This window comes from Microbacterium sp. HA-8, from assembly GCF_046111165.1.
In the GTDB taxonomy this organism is placed as follows: Bacteria; Actinomycetota; Actinomycetes; order Actinomycetales; family Microbacteriaceae; genus Microbacterium.
Map to the genome: position 1 here is coordinate 2252388 of NZ_CP162025.1, position 16410 is coordinate 2268797.

The window sequence follows — 16410 nt, forward strand, 5'->3', positions numbered from 1 at the left end:
AAATGTTTTGTTTTGAACCTCTCCAATAAATATTTCTCTTTCAAGTTTTCAAGTAGGTAGTAGGTAGTGGGCCAGTGGGCCAGAAGGCACCTTCCCCTACTCCCGACTGGGATCGAGGGGTGGGCCAGGGGTGGGCCAGGGGTGGGCCAGCTGGGCCAGCAGCTCGGTTGCCGTGCCATTGCGGTCGATCTGCCTGTTGCAGATCGGGGCTGCTCACAGCCCTAACTGTTCATGCACATCGACAGCACTACCCAGCCCATCATCCGCCCGGCCCTCCGCACCCCGTGGGGCCCCGACCACTACGGCCTCGAGCGCGACGTCAAGCGCGGCGCCGCCTGGAAGCTTTCCGACTCCGGAGTGGCCCCGCTCGTCGCCCAGGCCCGCGGCTACTCCGTGTCATGTCTCACGACATCGGTGACGAGTCTGCATCAGGACATCGGTGACAGTTCGGGGCTGTTTGGTGGTGACACTTCTCCTCTATTTGTGAGGGATGAGCCGTGTTGAGCCTGTCGATCCTCGTGTCCGTCTCGCGATCGCGCAGTGGCCGCCGGATGCGCCGCGTGGGGTAGTGACGACGTTCTGCGCGGAGCATTCGATCTCGCGGAAGACGTTCTACGCGATCCGCAATCGCGCCCTCGTCGAGGGGCAGGCCGCGGCGCTCGAGCCGCGGAGCCGGCGACCGAAGTCCAGCCCGACGGCCATCGCCGACGACGTCAAGGTTCAGGCAGTGGGGGTGCGGCGCGCGCTGGAGGAGTCCGGGCTGGATCACGGGCCGATCAGCGTGCACGACAAGATGATCGCCCTGGGGATGGCACCGGTGCCGTCGATCGCTGCTCTGGCGCGGATCTTCCGGGAGGCCGGTGTCGCCCGAGTCGAGCCGAGGAAGAAGCCGCGGGCCGCGTATCGCCGGTTCGTGTATCCGGCGCCCAACGCATGCTGGCAGCTCGACGCGACCGAGTACGTCCTCGCCGGCGGCCGCAAATGCGTGATCTTCCAGCTCATAGACGACCACTCCCGCTACGCCGTCGCGTCCCACGCCGCCGTCGGCGAGACCTCCAGAGACGCGATCCGGGTGGTCCGCAAGGCGATCAAACGTCACGGTGTTCCTCAGCGGCTGCTGTCGGACAACGGCATCGCACTGAACCCCTCACGCCGCGGAATCATCGGGCAGCTCGTCGAGTATGTGTCCCGGCTCGGCGTCGAACCGATCACCGGGAAGCCCTACAAGCCGACCACGCAAGGCAAGAACGAGCGGTTCCACCAGACCTTGTTCCGCTACCTCGACAAGCAGCCCATCGCCGGCAACCTCCGAGAACTGCAGGCTCAGGTCGACCGGTTCGACCACATCTACAACACCGAACGCCCGCATCAGGCGTTGCCCGGCCGGATCACACCGTTGCAGGCGTGGGAAGCGACACAGAAAGCGACCCCGCCCAGACCTCGAACCATCAAACGCAAGCCGAACGATCCGCTCCCGCCGGCACCCTCGCCGAACGGTCGGGTGCTCGACGGGATCCGCGTCGCGACAGTCCATCCGAACGGATCAATCAAGGTCCGCGGCTGCATCTTCAACATCAGCTACCCGATGCGCGGACAGGACGTGTTCGTCCTCTACGAGCCCGCCGGGATCATGGTCTTCGACGAACGCGGCACCCTCATCGTCGAACACCTCTGGCCACCACCCGGCATCCGCTACGTCGGCAACGGCAGGCCCCGCGGACCCAAACCCAAAGAACTGCCACCGATGTCCTGATACAAGAAGTGTCACCGATGTCCTGATGCAGAACCGTCACCCATGTCCTGAGACATCACACCCGCGGCTACTCCGTCGTCACCACGAAGGATGAGGCCAAGGCCACAGCCGAGCGTGAGCGCACGTCCCTCACGACACTCGTCGCCAGCCGCTTCATCGAAAAGTCCCTGCACGGTGGCCTCGACGACGTCCTGGTGATGCCGTGGCATTCCATCGCATCGGTCGCCGAGGACGGTATCGCCGCCCGCCGGGCCCTGTCGCAGCTCCGCCCCTCCACCCCGGACATCGACGAGCGCACCGGCAAGGCCCGCAAGTACCTGAGCCTCCCCGGCGCGGACTTCAAGCTCGACATCCACCCGTCCACCCCCGCCTCCTGGCTCACGGGCGGTGACGACATCCTCCTCATCGAGGGACTCCTCAAGGGTGACTCCGTGCTCTCCGCCCAGCTGCTCGAGACGTACGACGCCGACAAGCTCGCAGTCCGCGAGACCCCGGAGCAGGCACGTCAGGATCTGCACGACCTCATGGAGGGGATGCCCGCCCGCGTCCGCGTACTCGTCGTGAGCGCCGCCTCCGTCACCATGTGGGAGCGCCCGGACGAGCTGCGCGAGATCGGCATGAAGGGCCGTCGGGCGTTCGTCGCCTTCGACGGGGACCTGAGCGTCAACCCGATGGTCTGGAAGCAGGCGAACAGGGCCATGACGTTCCTGTCCCGCCGCACCGGGACCGGCACTTACGCCATCGCGCTGTGGGACACCGCAGTCGAGGTCGCCAAGATCGTCGCCGGCATCGACTCCGACGCCAAGGTCGGCATGGATGAGTACCTGACGCGCATCGGAAGCTTCTACGGCGACCTGATGGATCCCGAGCGCGGCCTCATCGCGTCGGCCCTGCCCCCGGAGCCGCAGGCGGAGCCCGACCACAAGGTCGGCGACTGGCGCGTGCGCAAGGACTGCCCCGCCATCGTCGAGGAGCTCATCGCCTCCGTCCTGCCCGACGGGTCGAAGGGCCAGCCCCGCTGGGAAGTCCGCAGCCACATCGGTCTGGAGATCCTCGAGGTCCGCTCGACTCGCCTGCCGGTGGAGGAGGAGCGCCGCACCGGCCGTGTCCTCGACACAGTGGACGCCCCGTCCATCGAAGAGATCGTGGCCCGCTTCCACGTGCTCCCGCACGACGGTGACGCGGAGTTCGACGAGGTGCAGACGTTCGACGTGCGGATGCCGGCGTCGGCGATGGCCGCGTCGCGCGACGGTGACTGGGCGTCCCTGCTGCGTGCCGGCGCCATGAAGCTCCCGGCCGCGGTTCTCACCCACGCGCACTACCCGCCGAGGGACATGAAGGCGTGGCTCGCCGCGTCGAAGGCCTCCTCGCAGGTCGACGTCACGAACGGCTGGGCGACCATGGGGTGGCTGCCCACCGGTAGCGGTGGTGCGTTCGTGGTTGGGTCCACCGTCATCGCGGCAACCGAGGCGGAGGAGAAGTCCACGGTCAGCGGCCTCACCCCGGCTGTGCTTCCCCGTGCCAGCGCATGGGGTGTCGAGGACCACTACCGCGAGATGACCCACCGGGAGTGGGAGACCGCGTTCGTCGCCGACCTCCGGAAGGCGCTGGACATCTGGTTCGGCGCGTTCGCCTCGCCCGAGGTGGCGGCCATCGCGTGGGGCATGATGCTTCGCCCGACGATGCCCGCCCGCGGCGCAGGCTCCGTTCTCTACGTCACGGGCGGCGCCGGCAAGGGCAAGTCGTACCTCGCCTCGTGCATCATGTCCGGCTACAACGCCTACGCGGGCGCGTGGACCCACCACGCTCTCCCGGGCACCGCGGCGGACACTGTGGCCTCGACCGAGGTCGCTCTGTCGCAGACGCCGATCTGGGTGATGGATGACCTCGCCCCGAACAGCGATGCCGGTCGCGGGTCCACCCGCACCTCGTCGGTCGAGGACATGATCCGTGGCGTCTTCAACGGCACGCCCCGCCGCCGCATGGGTGACGCACCTGTCCCGCCGGCGGTCGCTCACCTCATCGTGACCGCGGAGAACGCGCCGACGGTCGAGTCCATCCGCCAGCGCACCTGGGAGGTCAACGTCGGGTCCGGCCTGCTCGTCGAGGGTGGACGCGAGCGCTTCGAGGAGGCCGTCGCGGACGGCCTGTTCGCCAGGATCGTCGGGTACGCCGCCCGGTCGTGGGTGAACGGGTCGCACACCGAGGGCACCCCTACGTGGACCGACCGGGTGCGCTTCGCCGAGGACGAGTGCTACGGCGAGGCCGCCGCCTACGTCGAGGACATCGCATCCCGGCTCCTCGGGACTGCTGACCTCTCCCGCCAGGCCCGCCAGGTGGAGAAGGCCTCCGCGCTCTACGGCCCAGTGTGGGCTCTGATGACCGCGTACTCCCGTGCACTCGAGCACACCGGCGGCAACCTCTCCGGCGACGCAACGCTTAAGGTGCTCGACGACACGATCCCCGAGGCCCTCACCGCCCACGCCATGGCTGCTGCTGCGCTGCACGCGAAGAACACTCCCGGCCGACTGGCACTGCGTGCGGTCGCGAACCTGCTCGAGGCGGGCATGGCTCACCTCACCAACGCGGTGAACCCCGGGCTCCCGCCCGTCGGTGGACCCGCGGAGCGTATCGCCGCGGGATGGCAGATGGACGGCGAGACCTGGAAGCCGCGCGGTATCGCTGTCGGCGCGATGGGCGCCCACCGTGACTCCGGCCAGGTGCTCGCCGTGCTCAGCACGACGACCGCTTTCACGAAGGCGGCGAAGGAGTTCCCGGCACTCATCCCCTCCGGCTCGACCGCGGCTGCGGCGTGGGCGTCGTTGGACGGCGAGAAGGATCTCATCCCCGACTGGACCTCGGCGGTCGTGGACCGGGTGCGACTCTCCGCCTCCGAGATCGAGGACGACAAGGCGACCGACGTGGCCCGTGTCCGCGGCGTCGTCATCCTCTGGGACGGACTCCGCGACCTGCTCAGCTGACCCGTCCCACCCGTTAAGACCCCCTCCGGACTCACCGCCGGAGGGGGTCTTCGTCGTTTCTGAGGCGAGACGCATAGGGGACCCGCCGGGAGACCACCTCGGCGGGAGTTCGACCGGCTACGCGGCCCGCGACACGCCCGGGATACACACCCGAACAGGGTTTCGAGAGTGCCGCGTACATGGCGGATATGCAGGAGAAAGCATCGACCACAAGCCCCACCGTCCACCCCGACGAGGTCCTCATGGACCTCCGACTCGGAGAGGCGGTGACCGACCGCACGCTGTCCATCGCGGCCACAGCCGCTACCGGTCGCACGCGGGACCGCCTCTGGACCGAGGTGATGAAACGGCTCACCCCCGCGGTGCGCTGGGTCGGCCGCATGGATGAGGTCGAGGGAGTCTCCTACCTCTTCGAGCAGGCGGCACTGCTTCACGACGGCTCTGTCGCGAAGTCCGGGGGCATCGAAAGCTACAGCGGCTGGGTCAACGGGTACCTCGGCCGGGGGCTAAGCCTCGATCCACCGATGTAGTGAGGTGTTGAGCGGGTGCCGTGACACGGAAATGCCCCTCTGACCGGGAAGAATAGTGATTGTCTAGGCCACTGTTCGACCGATCCGAGAGGCATCTCGTAGATGCAATTCAAGCATGCCCCTGCCGCGGTGTCAGCGGTCTTCGATGACCCGAATCTCGTGTCGGCCGCCGGGCTGGTCCCGATGCTGCGACTCGCGCAGCACGCAGGGCTGATGGAACTGGCTCAAGAGCGGCTGAGCGTCCCGACTGACAAGGGCTCGAACGCCGGCGCGAAGGTCTCCGCACTGGTCGCGGGGATGCTCGCGGGGGCGGACTCGATCGACGACATGAACGTGCTCCGCCACGGTGGGATGGGCCGACTGTTCGACAGGACGTATGCGCCGTCGACGCTGGGATCGTTCCTGCGTGAGTTCCGGTTCGGCCACGTCCGGCAGCTCGACGCCGTCGCAACCCGCGTCGTCCAGAACCTCGCCGTCAACGCGCCACTTCTGCAGATCTCCGCCGGCGAGCGGGTGATGGTGGATCTGGACGACACGATCATCGAGGTCCACGGATACCAGAAGCAGGGCGCCGGGTTCGGGTACTCCGGCGTCCGCGGCCTGAATGCCCTTCTCGCCACGGCATCAACGTCGGCGTCGGCGCCGGTGATCCTCGGCCAGCGGCTGCGGCAGGGCAAGACCGGGTCCCCGAAAGGAGCTGCACGGATCGTCGGCGACGCCCTCGCCACTCTCCGCCGGATGAATCTCGGGAACGGAGCGCGGCCACTGCTGCGGGCGGACTCCGCGTTCTACGGCTATGCGACCGTCGGCACCGCGATCAAGGCCGGCGCGGACGTGTCGGTCACGGTCCGGATGGACCCCGCGGTGAAAGCGGCGATCGCGACCATAGGCGAGGACGCGTGGGAGACGATCGAGTACCCGAACGCGATCCGCGACGAGTCCACCGGCCGGTGGATCTCGAAAGCCGAGGTCGCCGAGGTGCCGTTCACCGCGTTCCGCTCCCGGAAGAAGGCCGAACGCATCGATGGTCGGCTCGTGGTCCGGCGCATCCCCGACCTCAATCCGACGCGGGTGGAGCAGCCGACGCTGTTCGATGTCTTCCGGCATCACGCGTTCTTCACCACCACAGCGAAAGAAGCGCTGGGCACGGTGGTCGCGGACAAGACCCACCGCGCTCACGCGATCATCGAGCAAGTCCACGCCGACCTCAAACAAGGGCCCCTCGCTCACCTCCCGTCCGGGGTGTTCGCCGCGAACAGCGCCTGGCTCGTGCTCGCCGTGATCGCGTTCAACCTCACCCGTGCCGCCGGAATCCTCGCCGACCGCGGCGGCCGACTCGCGAAAGCGACGACCGCGACGATCCGACGCACCCTCATCTCAGTGCCGGCACGACTGGCACGTTCCGCACGGAGGATCACGCTGCACCTGCCCGAAGCGTGGCCCTGGCAGATCGCATTCGACAGGCTCTTCACGAGCACGCACGCACCACCACCGGCAACGGCCAGCTGACCATCGCCGCGACCGCGGCATGACCGAGGACAACGTGGACGACCGGGATGCGACGCCCGGAACTCCGCCATGCCCAAGACGCGTCACCGCACACCGATCACGCCAGCCCAGCCACCCCGAGGCTCATCGGTGGATCGGGGCTAAGCCCTCGCCTCGAGAACCTCACCGCCGGACGACCCGCCCAGGCCGTCATCGGTGCTAGCGCCCGCCGATTGACCCGTGCACTCACCGAGTGCTCCGGTGACCGTGACGCCGCACGCGAGGTCCTCGCACGAGAGGGGTTCAAGGGTGCCGCCTCAGACGAGGACTTCGCCGAGGCCATCGCCATCCAGGCAATCGTCCGCCCCATCTCGCTCTCCCCTCTGGACGGTAACGATGACGATTGGACCTCACACCTCGAAGCACAGGCCGTCGCACCTCGCCGCGCCGTGCCCCTCACCTCCGCCGGCTACGACCTGCTCCGCGAGCGCCTCTCGCTGACCGACACCGAGCTCGCCGTCATGACCGCCGAGTACGGCTTCGACGGTGCCGACGCCGTGTCCGGTGCCCGCGCCATCTCGGAGGAGACCGGCCTCGACTACGACCTCACCCGCAACGCCCAGACCACCCTCAAGCGCAAGCTCCGCAAGGCGGGAGCCGACGTCGTCCGCGACGCTATGACCGCCGCCCGTGAGGCCGCCGGAACGCCGGCTCACCGCACCGTCGCCGCACAGCGCCAGGCCGAGCTCGACGTGCTCCTGGCAGCGCCTGCCGTCCCAGTGGTCGAGGTCGCTCCCGTCGTCGAAGCGGAAGCGCCGGCCGAGGTGGAGATCGTGAACGCCACTCCGGCAGCCGAGGTTCCCGCCTCCGAGACGGTCGCGGCCCCGGAACCCGCACAGAGCCTCACAGCTAATTCCCAGGTTCAGCCTCAGATGACCGCCTCATTCGCCGCAGGGTATTGGGCAGAAGCGAAGAAGGAGCCGAGCGGCGCAGGCCAGGTGCACACCGATGACCAGCCGGCCGACGACTCCCCGCCCTTCGCTCAGCACGACCGCATCATCCACATGCCGACCGGCAGGTGGCGACCACACCACCCAGGAGCAGTCATGACCAGCATCACGCACTACGCCACACCCGAAGCCCGGGAAGCACGTCTCGCGTACCTTCGCACCCCCGAGGGCAAGGCCGAGCTTGAGGGCCGCGCTCACCGCATGGTGGACCGCCTCGTCACCATGTCCCGCACCGCCTGACCACATCCACCGCCGGCGACCACATCCGGCACCCCGATAGGAGAATCGAAATGCCACGAAAGGCCACCCGCCCCGACCCCCTCGCCACACTCGTGGCTGACCCCGTGCAGCGCGCGAGCATGCACGCCCTGAACGCCGGTGCGCGCGCCGCGATGACCCTGATGGGGCAGCCGCGCGAAGGCGCGCCTCTGATGGTGGCGTGCTTGCGTGCACCGCACCTGGTCCCCGCCGAGACCGCAGCATGGATCCGAGCGCTCGACCCCGCCGAGTTCAAGATCTCCGGTGTGCAGCTGTCCGTGGTGGCAGCCTCGGTCGAGCGCACGATGACTCGCGCTATCGCGGAGGCACGGGCCCTTGCCGGGGAGCAGGTGGCGGCATGACCGTCGACCTCCGCCCTGCAGTCATCACCGATCCGCGGCTTCGTCATCGTGCAGAGTCCGTCGCCCGTGTCAGCGGCCAGCGCCTCGAGATCGTCATCGCCATCGTCGCCGCGGTGGAGAGCTGGTGCCTCACCGATCTCGACTACGGGCTCGGTGCTTTCGACGAGCAGCTGGCGTGGTGGATCGCCTCGATGAGCGCGACGAGCCGTGAGCGGCAGATCCGCCACGAGGTACCGCGGCTCCGTCCCGAGCTGACGACAGCGCAGGTGGAGAGCCTCGCGGCCGCGGTCACGGAGTACGTGAGTGGTGCGGCACGCGGGGACCGTGAGTACCTCTGGGGAACCGGGCGGTCCTAGTGTGTGGCACGGGTGGATATCTCGCTGCAGTATTCAGATGAGCCGGGGCCAGGTCGTGGCGGACACTTACACCTCAGAGTCAGGTGTGTAACTGCGCCACGAGATCAGCCCGTGGCGTGCGCCCCCGCCGCCCTTCGGGCCCGACCTTCCTCGACGTACAGGGGGGATCCCGGGATGGCCTCGAGCAGCGCCCCTCTCAGGATCGCGTTGTAGCTCGACTCGTAGTAGCCGCACCAGCTGCCGACCTCGCGGACGAGGATGTCGTCGTGATCACCGGCGGTGGCGATGATCTCTGCGACGGCTTGGCCGGGATCGGCGGTGAGCTCGTGCCGGCTGCATGCGGCGGCGATGGCCACACCGAGTCGGGTGTCGGGGCTCAGCGGGCGGCTCATGCGTGCACCGTACGACGATCCGCGGACACAGGGGTGCCAGGAGACCTCCACATCTGGAGATCATGTGGCACGCCCGACAGTCGGCCCCGTCCGGCAGACTGGCGTGATGGATCAGGTGACCCGCATCCTCCCCGGCGAGAGCGACGCCGTCCTCGACCCGGTGCGCGCCCGCATGCCCGAGGGCTTCCGGCGGATCGGCATCGGCCAAGGGTGGTGGGCGATGGTGGGGGAGCTTGACGCGAAGCTCGCGGCGCTTGACCCCGACTACTCGGTGCGTCAGGTGAAGGCCGACTTCGGGAGGCTCGACTACGTCACGACCACGACCGTCACGGGCGATGACCTCGTCGCCTTCCGCGCTGCCGTTCGTGCCGCCGAGATCGCGTCCTCTCGAATGTGCGAAGCGTGCGGTGCTCCTGGGTCATCGAGCGTCGAGGGCGGCTGGGTGGGCGTCTACTGCGAGCAGCACGGCGGCGCCGACGTCGTCACCGCTACGTGACGATGGTCTCCGCCCCCTGGCTCCCGGCGCACCACGAGCGGGCGCTCTACACCGCCGCTCACATCGACGGGTGCATCGCTCGCCTCTCAGCGATCACGCATGACTATCTCGCCGCGGACCCCCTCCAACTTGCAAGCACCTACTCCGACGGCATGGAGCACCTCGTGCTCACTGGTGTCGATCCGCTGCCGGAAGCCGTGCCCCGACTCTTCGCCGATGCACTGAACAACGCCCGCAACCTCATCGAGCACGCCCTGTACGCCGAGGTGGGTGATCGACTGAGCCGCGAGCTCACGGACCTGGAATCGAAGGCCGTCGAGATCCCGGCCACAAGCTCACCCGAGTCTTTCGAGACGTGGACGCGGCACAAGAATCGGAAGTCCACTGGTCTCTTCGTCGCCGGGGGCGAACTCGCCTCCCGGATCGAGCGCCTACAGCCGTACCATCGCCAGGACCACACGGTCCACCCACTCAAGCTGCTCGTCGAGTACACCAACGCCTCCAAGCATCGCGAGCCGGTGGTCTCGGTCGTGCGCCTGGGGCGAGTGGATGTCGATGGGCAACCCCGTGACCCGCGCGCCTCCACCCATCAGGACATCACCGAGATCGGCTCGGTCATCATCTCCGTCCCGATGGGCACCCAGGTCGGCGTGAACCTCTGGCCGCAGATCATGGTGCGCCGTCCGCACACTGGGGAGCTGCGCACGCTCATGCATGAGCTCGGTGACATCGAAGAGTGGGTGAGGGCTCAGGCTCTGCCGATCCTCATCGCCGGGCGCACCGACCTACCCGAGCTACCGCCCGCGCTCGACATCTCGGTCGGGTACGAGTCCACATCCGCCGCCTGGGGGAACGCAGGCACAGTGCCGGCGCGGACGCGAGCCACACTGCGGATGATGGGTGCGGGGCTGCGGCGGGACATGCTCGAGATGCTCGTCGACCAGAACGGGGAACACACCCGCGACCTGTTCGTGACGTGGATGGACACCTTCACCGAAGAAGAGGTGGTGGCCATGTTCGTGCCCCTCGGGTTGGCTTCGGCGACGAACGACCTGGCCACGGTCACCAGCACGCTGCAAGCCTGGGCTGATGCCGCCGGCGTCGTGCCCGAGCGGTGACCGCATTGAGTGACCGCATAGTGACCGCATTGAGCAAGGAGTGACCGCATTGGTGACCGCAACTCGAACCCCGCGTTTCCGCGGGCACGGCAGGACATCCCTGATTTTCCGGGGGTTCTCCAGGCCCAATGCGGTCACTACAGGATCACCCCAGACACTTGACCTGATGCCAGGGGGTCAGGGGTTCGAGTCCCCTCAGGTCCACCAAATCCCCGGTTCTGCCGGGGATTTTGTGTTTGTCGCCGCAGAGACCCGAGTCCCGGCGACTCGGGTCTCCCCGTCGGTCGTGGCCCCAGCATCCCGCGCCGAGCACAACGGCGGACTTGAGTGCCGACACGCCGGATGCCGGGGGCACATGCCCGGCGTGTCGCACGCGGCGTCCGCAGGTGTGCCCGCGCGCAGCGCAGGCGGGGCAAGTGCCGCCGCCGGGCCCGGCCGGGTGGCTGATAGCCTCGCCCCGACGAAGGGCACGCCATGGATCCGCTGCAGCATCGACAGGACTACGACCTCGCCGCGCTCGACGAGAACACGATGGCCGCAGACCCGCTCACCCACCTGCGCGCGTGGCTGCACGAGGCGGCCGAGGCGGACGTCGCCGAGCCCAACGCGATGGTGCTCGGCACGGTCGATCCCTCGGGCGCGCCCGCCAGTCGCACCGTGCTGCTGCGCGGAGTGGACGCGGGGCTGTGCTTCTTCACGAATCGTCGTTCGCGCAAGGGGATCGCGCTCGGATATCTGCCGCAGGCGTCCGCCCTGTTCCCCTGGTACGCACTGCAGCGGCAGATCATCGTCACGGGTCGGGTGGAGCAGCTCACCGACGAAGAGGACGACGCCTACTTCGCCGCCCGCCCCCGGGCCTCGGCGATCGCCGCCCGGGCGAGCGCCCAGTCGCGCCCCGTGGGGTCGCGGGCGGAGCTCGAGCGGGCGTTCGAAGAGGAGAGCACGCGTCACCCGGAGGGCGATGCCGTTCCCCGGCCGGCCGAGTGGGGCGGCTACCGCCTGCTGCCCCGCGAGGTGGAGTTCTGGCAGGGGCGCCGCTCGCGGCTGCATGATCGCCTGGTCTACCGGCGCGCGGCAGACGGCTCCGGCTGGCGCATCGTCCGCCTGCAGCCCTGACCCGCGGCCGCGGGGCGGCACGCTCGGCGCGTCGACGGGCGCCGTGGACGGCTTCTGAGAGGATGCGCTCGTGGGCAGGGGGCAGGCGATGCGGGTGCTCGGCATCGTGCTGCCCGTGGCGGTGGTCACCGTCGTCATCGGGGTGATCGCGACGACCGCCGGTCCGCAGATCTGGACGGCGGCCACGACGCGCGTGCTCGAGGGCGACACGACGATCGACATCGAGGGCGCTCCCGGGCAGGCGACGATCGACGTACCCGGCGGCTGGGCGGTCCGTCCCGCGCCCTTCGATCGCTCTCGGGTCGGGGTGGTCACCCCCGACGGTGGCACGGTCATCGAGGTCCAGGTGCTCGCGGGCGTGGATGCGCGCACGGCGATCGATGACGCCGCGCCCGTGCCTGTCGGGCGCACCAGCACCGAGCAGATCGGAGAGGGCCGGATGCTGCTGCACGCTCGCTCCGCGGACGGGTCGGTCATCTCCGGGGCCGTCGTGTCGGGGCAGACTCTGGTGCGCTTCACAGCTAGCCCCGTCGAGGGGTTCGAGGCGGAGCTTGCCCGTCTGCTGGATTCGATCCAGGTGCACGGGTGACCGCGAAGCGGCGGCGACGCGCGATCGCGGCGCGCGGCATCGCCCTCGCCGTCCTCGCTCTCGTCGTCCCGCTCAGCGCGTGCGCACCGGAGCGGGATGCGGCGTGGTCGCCCGCGTCCTGGGCCGAGACGGGCTGGGTCGTCGCCGATGATCCCGAGCCTCAGCCCGCGCCGGATGCGGTCGCGCTCGTGCCGCAGCGCATCCGCAACGATGCGACGGGCATCGACGCGCGGTGGAGCTACGTGCCCGGCACCCAGGCCGTGAACGACGCGGTCGAGGGCGTCGTGCGGGCGGCCATCGACGCGCAGGTGGCGGTTTCCGGGGTGGGCTACATACCTCAGGTGCACGATCGCTCCGCCGGACTCGACCGGAGGGGATGCGAGCCCGGGTCGACGTCGGCACCGGCACCGGACCTGCTGGGTGCGGGCCCGCAGACGCACACGGTGGTCGTGTGCGAGATCGTGCACGCCGCCGGCACGGTCCTCGTCCAGCGTCTGCGCACCGTGCGCGGAAGCGCCGCGGGGATAGACGCCGACGAGGTCACCACGATCTTCACCGACCTCTCGACCGGTCAGGTGGGAACCGGCGCGGCACTCGTCGCCGATGCCGACGCCGTGTGGGAGCCGCTCGTCGAGACCCTGCGCCGCACCGCGGGCGCGCTCAGCCTCGCGCCGATCGTCCCGCCCACGCCCGATCAGCTCGCGGCGCTCACGGCGGCACTCGGCGACGCATACCTGGGGGCGGACGAGGTGATACTCACCCTTCCCACAGGCTTCACCACGCCCGAGCTCGCAGGCCTCGGCGCGTGGCGTACGCCCGATGCGCAGCATCCCGTGCGCGTCGCCCTGCCGATGTCCGCGGTCGAACCGCTGTTGACCGAGCTGGGGCACGCGATCCGCTCCTCCTCGGGTGCCTTCGCCGGCCCGGTGTCGGCGGGTGCCGCTTTCGATCGCACGCCCTGCGATCTGGTGCCGTGCATGGCGCTCACGCTCGACGACGGCCCGGGCGCTCTGACACCCGGCATCCTCGACGTGCTGCGGGAGAGGGATTCGGCCGCGACGTTCTACATGCTCGGCCAGAACGCACAGCGCAATCCGAACACCGTGCGTCGCGTGGCCGCGGAAGGCCACCAGATCGGCAACCACAGCTGGAACCACCCCTACCTGGTCGACCTGACCGACGCGCAGATCAGGGCGCAGCTCGAGGACACCGGTGACGTGCTGCGGGCTCTGAGCGGCCAGTCGGTCGCCACCTTCCGTCCGCCCGGAGGCCGCATCGACGATCGTGTGCTGGCGGTGGCGGGCATGCCCGCCGTGATGTGGGGGGTCGACACGCGGGACTGGACCGGTCCCGAGGACGGCGCGCTGGCCGCTCTCGCGATCGACTCGCCCCGCATCGGCACGATCATGCTCATGCACGACATCCAGGCGGTGACGGGGCGGGTGTTCGCCGAGGTCGTCGACGGGCTGCGGGCACGCGGTTTCAGCCTGGTCACGATCGACGCGCTCTTCGGCGGTGCGGTACCCGCCGGCATCGTGCGGCACGGCCCCTGAGGATCGATCACCACGCGGCGCCGCGGAGCACTACGGTGAGGACGTGAGTTCCGCCCCCCGCTGCCCGCACTGCCGCCACTTCGTCTACCTCAGCATGCGGGAGTGCCCGAACTGCGAGGCCGAACTGGGATTCAATCTGCTCGATCGCCAGTTCTACGGAATCCGCCAGGGTCAGGTCGTCATCGACGGCGTCACCTGGTACACGTGCTCTAATCGAGGGTGGGGGTGCAACTGGCTCGTGCGCGAGGACGCGCCCGCCGGGCAGTGCTTCTCGTGCCGGCTGACGCGGCGGCGCCCGGAATCCGATGACACGATCGCGCTCGAGAAGTGGGGGAGCGTCGAAGAGGCGAAGCGCCGCCTGCTCCTGCAGCTGGGAGAGCTCGGTCTGCCGATCGTCCCGTGGGATGTGCGGCCCGGCGGGCTCGGGTTCGATCTCATCTCCAGTCTCTCGACGGGGGAGCGCGTGATCATCGGGCACGCGAACGGCATCATCACGATCGACCTGGCCGAGAGTCTCGACGATCGCCGCGAGGCGCTGCGGGTGCGTCTCGGCGAGCCCTACCGGACGATCCTCGGCCACCTGCGCCACGAGGTCGGCCACTACTACCAGAACGTGCTGCTGGGCGACGACGCCGCGTGGGCGCGATGCCGCGAGCTCTTCGGCGACGAGCGCACCAGCTACCAGGACGCGATCACCCGGCACTACGCGCAGGGCGCGCCACAGGGCTGGAGCGCGTCGCACATCTCGGAGTACGCCACGATGCATCCGTGGGAGGACTTCGCCGAGACCTTCGCGCACTACCTGCACATCACCGGAACCCTGCGCACGGCGGCCGCGATCGGCATACACATCGACGCGAGCGTGACCAACCTGCGCGACACCGACGTCGAACCGCTCCTGAGCTACGAGGACCAGCCGGTGCAGCGGCTCCTGGCGGACTGGGACTGGATGAGCCAGGCATTCAACCGCATCAACCGGTCGATGGGCTTCGGCGACCTCTACCCGTTCGAGCTCGTCGGACCCGTACGCCACAAACTCGCCTTCGTGCACGACATCGTCACGAAGGCGCCGCTCAGTCACGACGAGCAGATCGCCCTCGCCCTCGCCTCCCATCCCGACGAGGCGAGAACCTAGGCCGCGTGTCGAGCCTCCCGCATAGGCTGGTCTGATGCGAAGCCGATGGGACGCCCTCTCGCGGACTGCGGCGATCCTGACGGCGGCGCTCGTGTCGATGGCGGCGGCGCCGCAGGTCGCGGGCGCCGCGACGGACGAGGCCGCGGACGGCGCGCCGGTGCGGGTCGTCGCCGCGACGGACGATGACCTCACGGCGCGTGCGGCCGCGATCGTGGCGGCGATGAGCGTCGAGCAGAAGGCGGCGGCGATCGTGATGGTGCACACGCCGGGCACCGATCCCGGTGCGCTGGGCGGCTTTCTGCGCGAGACGGAGGCGGGTGGGTTCATCATCATGGGCGCGAACGTCCCCGCCGGCGCCGATGCCGCCGCCGTGCGCGCTGTGACCTCCGCGATGACCGCCGATCCCGCCCTTCCGCCGCTCATCGCGGTGGATCAGGAGGGTGGCGACGTGCGGCGCCTGCGCACCGACGACTTCGCTGCCTCTCTCACCCTCAAGGACGAGGCGGCGGATGCTGTCGCGGCGGCATTCCGCAGTCGCGGCGCTCTTGTGCGCGACGCGGGCATCGACGTCAACTTCGGCATCGTCGCCGATGTCACCGGCGACTCAGGGTCCTTCATCTACCGGCGTGCGCTGGGAACCGGCGCGGATGAGGCCGCGCCGCGGGTGGCGGCCGCGGTGACGGGGGAGGCGCCCTTCGTGGCCTCGACGATCAAGCACTTTCCCGGACACGGTGCGGCACCCGGCGACTCGCACAGGGTGATCCCCTCCACCGCGATGTCGCTCGAGCAGTGGCGGGTCTCCGAGGCTCCGCCCTTCGTCGCAGGCATCGAGGCGGGTGCGGATCTCGTGATGTTCGGACACCTGGCGTACACGGCGGTGGATGCGGCGCCCGCCTCCCTCTCCGCGCCCTGGCACGACATCCTGCGCGACGAGCTGGGGTTCGAGGGCGTCGCGATCACCGACGACATGGCGATGCTCGAGGCCTCCGGTGATCCCGCCTACGCCGATCCCGTCGCGAACGCCGTGGCCGCCGTGGCAGCGGGCAACGACATGGTGCTGGGAGTGTCGTACACGACCGTCGCCCGAGCGAGAGCGGTCATCGATGGCATCGCGCAGGCGGCCTCGGCGGGGACGCTCTCGCCCGATCGGCTGCACGAAGCGGCGACCCGGGTCATCGAGCTGCGCCTTGCCCGGGCCACGGGCGCGGGTGCAGCACGCTGCGACTCCTGCGCCCCGGTGGGCTGAGCGGCACGGCCGTCGCCGCGCCGTCCG

14 protein-coding genes and 1 pseudogene are annotated in these 16410 nt (G+C 69.3%); 14 read left to right on the top strand and 1 reads right to left on the bottom strand.

Features of this window, described 5'->3' with window-relative positions:
• The first annotated feature begins 568 nt into the window (after positions 1–568).
• The 7 genes and pseudogenes from AB2L57_RS10775 to AB2L57_RS10805 all read left to right on the top strand — a co-directional run bounded on the left by AB2L57_RS10775 (position 569) and on the right by AB2L57_RS10805 (position 8738).
• Positions 569–1779, top strand: a pseudogene (locus AB2L57_RS10775) (integrase core domain-containing protein).
• 171 nt (positions 1780–1950) lie between these two features.
• On the top strand, positions 1951–4734 hold the full coding sequence (locus tag AB2L57_RS10780) for a hypothetical protein (protein ID WP_409047072.1): 2784 nt from the start codon (positions 1951–1953) through the stop codon (positions 4732–4734).
• A gap of 179 nt (positions 4735–4913) precedes the next feature.
• Entirely contained in the window at positions 4914–5264 is a 351-nt protein-coding gene (locus tag AB2L57_RS10785; protein WP_409047073.1) for a hypothetical protein, read from the top strand.
• Positions 5265–5366: 102 nt separating this feature from the next.
• Positions 5367–6773, top strand: coding sequence for an IS1380 family transposase (locus tag AB2L57_RS10790; protein ID WP_409047074.1), 1407 nt, complete (start codon positions 5367–5369; stop codon positions 6771–6773).
• Between the two features lie 212 nt (positions 6774–6985).
• Complete coding sequence (locus AB2L57_RS10795; protein ID WP_409047075.1) at positions 6986–8002, top strand: hypothetical protein; 1017 nt, start codon at positions 6986–6988, stop codon at positions 8000–8002.
• A gap of 50 nt (positions 8003–8052) precedes the next feature.
• Complete coding sequence (locus AB2L57_RS10800; RefSeq protein WP_409047076.1) at positions 8053–8382, top strand: hypothetical protein; 330 nt, start codon at positions 8053–8055, stop codon at positions 8380–8382.
• A complete protein-coding gene (locus tag AB2L57_RS10805; protein ID WP_409047077.1) occupies positions 8379–8738 on the top strand; it encodes a hypothetical protein in 360 nt (119 codons plus the stop codon). Before AB2L57_RS10800 ends, AB2L57_RS10805 begins: the two co-directional genes overlap by 4 nt.
• A gap of 104 nt (positions 8739–8842) precedes the next feature.
• On the opposite strand, the gene AB2L57_RS10810 is transcribed toward AB2L57_RS10805, so the two are convergent.
• On the bottom strand, positions 8843–9130 hold the full coding sequence (locus AB2L57_RS10810; RefSeq protein ID WP_409047078.1) for a hypothetical protein: 288 nt from the start codon (positions 9128–9130) through the stop codon (positions 8843–8845).
• Positions 9131–9236: 106 nt separating this feature from the next.
• On the opposite strand from AB2L57_RS10810, the gene AB2L57_RS10815 reads away from it, so the two are divergent.
• The 7 genes from AB2L57_RS10815 (at position 9237) to AB2L57_RS10845 (ending at position 16383) form a co-directional block, all read left to right on the top strand.
• A complete protein-coding gene (locus AB2L57_RS10815; RefSeq protein ID WP_409047079.1) occupies positions 9237–9626 on the top strand; it encodes a hypothetical protein in 390 nt (129 codons plus the stop codon).
• Positions 9623–10744 (top strand): hypothetical protein, encoded by a 1122-nt coding sequence (locus AB2L57_RS10820; protein WP_409047080.1) that lies wholly within the window; start codon positions 9623–9625, stop codon positions 10742–10744. The genes AB2L57_RS10815 and AB2L57_RS10820 overlap by 4 nt, the downstream gene beginning before the upstream one ends.
• A 474-nt stretch (positions 10745–11218) precedes the next feature.
• A complete protein-coding gene (gene pdxH / locus AB2L57_RS10825; protein ID WP_292812201.1) occupies positions 11219–11860 on the top strand; it encodes a pyridoxamine 5'-phosphate oxidase in 642 nt (213 codons plus the stop codon).
• Between the two features lie 70 nt (positions 11861–11930).
• On the top strand, positions 11931–12449 hold the full coding sequence (locus AB2L57_RS10830) for a hypothetical protein (RefSeq protein WP_292812199.1): 519 nt from the start codon (positions 11931–11933) through the stop codon (positions 12447–12449).
• A complete protein-coding gene (locus AB2L57_RS10835) occupies positions 12446–14002 on the top strand; it encodes a polysaccharide deacetylase family protein (protein ID WP_292812197.1) in 1557 nt (518 codons plus the stop codon). The genes AB2L57_RS10830 and AB2L57_RS10835 overlap by 4 nt, the downstream gene beginning before the upstream one ends.
• A 43-nt stretch (positions 14003–14045) precedes the next feature.
• The gene (locus AB2L57_RS10840) at positions 14046–15137 is read left to right on the top strand and encodes a putative zinc-binding metallopeptidase (RefSeq protein WP_409047081.1); all 1092 of its coding nucleotides are present in this window, start codon (positions 14046–14048) and stop codon (positions 15135–15137) included.
• Positions 15138–15171: 34 nt separating this feature from the next.
• Complete coding sequence (locus tag AB2L57_RS10845; protein WP_292812193.1) at positions 15172–16383, top strand: glycoside hydrolase family 3 N-terminal domain-containing protein; 1212 nt, start codon at positions 15172–15174, stop codon at positions 16381–16383.
• Positions 16384–16410: the final 27 nt, after the last annotated feature.

Coding starts and splice junctions, on each gene's coding strand:
- AB2L57_RS10780 (WP_409047072.1), top strand. CDS start 1,951: ATGCCGTGGCATTCCATCGCATCGGTCGCCGAGGACGGTATCGCCGCC.
- AB2L57_RS10785 (WP_409047073.1), top strand. CDS start 4,914: ATGGCGGATATGCAGGAGAAAGCATCGACCACAAGCCCCACCGTCCAC.
- AB2L57_RS10790 (WP_409047074.1), top strand. CDS start 5,367: ATGCAATTCAAGCATGCCCCTGCCGCGGTGTCAGCGGTCTTCGATGAC.
- AB2L57_RS10800 (WP_409047076.1), top strand. CDS start 8,053: ATGCCACGAAAGGCCACCCGCCCCGACCCCCTCGCCACACTCGTGGCT.
- AB2L57_RS10805 (WP_409047077.1), top strand. CDS start 8,379: ATGACCGTCGACCTCCGCCCTGCAGTCATCACCGATCCGCGGCTTCGT.
- AB2L57_RS10810 (WP_409047078.1), bottom strand. CDS start 9,130: ATGAGCCGCCCGCTGAGCCCCGACACCCGACTCGGTGTGGCCATCGCC.
- AB2L57_RS10815 (WP_409047079.1), top strand. CDS start 9,237: ATGGATCAGGTGACCCGCATCCTCCCCGGCGAGAGCGACGCCGTCCTC.
- pdxH (WP_292812201.1), top strand. CDS start 11,219: ATGGATCCGCTGCAGCATCGACAGGACTACGACCTCGCCGCGCTCGAC.
- AB2L57_RS10845 (WP_292812193.1), top strand. CDS start 15,172: ATGCGAAGCCGATGGGACGCCCTCTCGCGGACTGCGGCGATCCTGACG.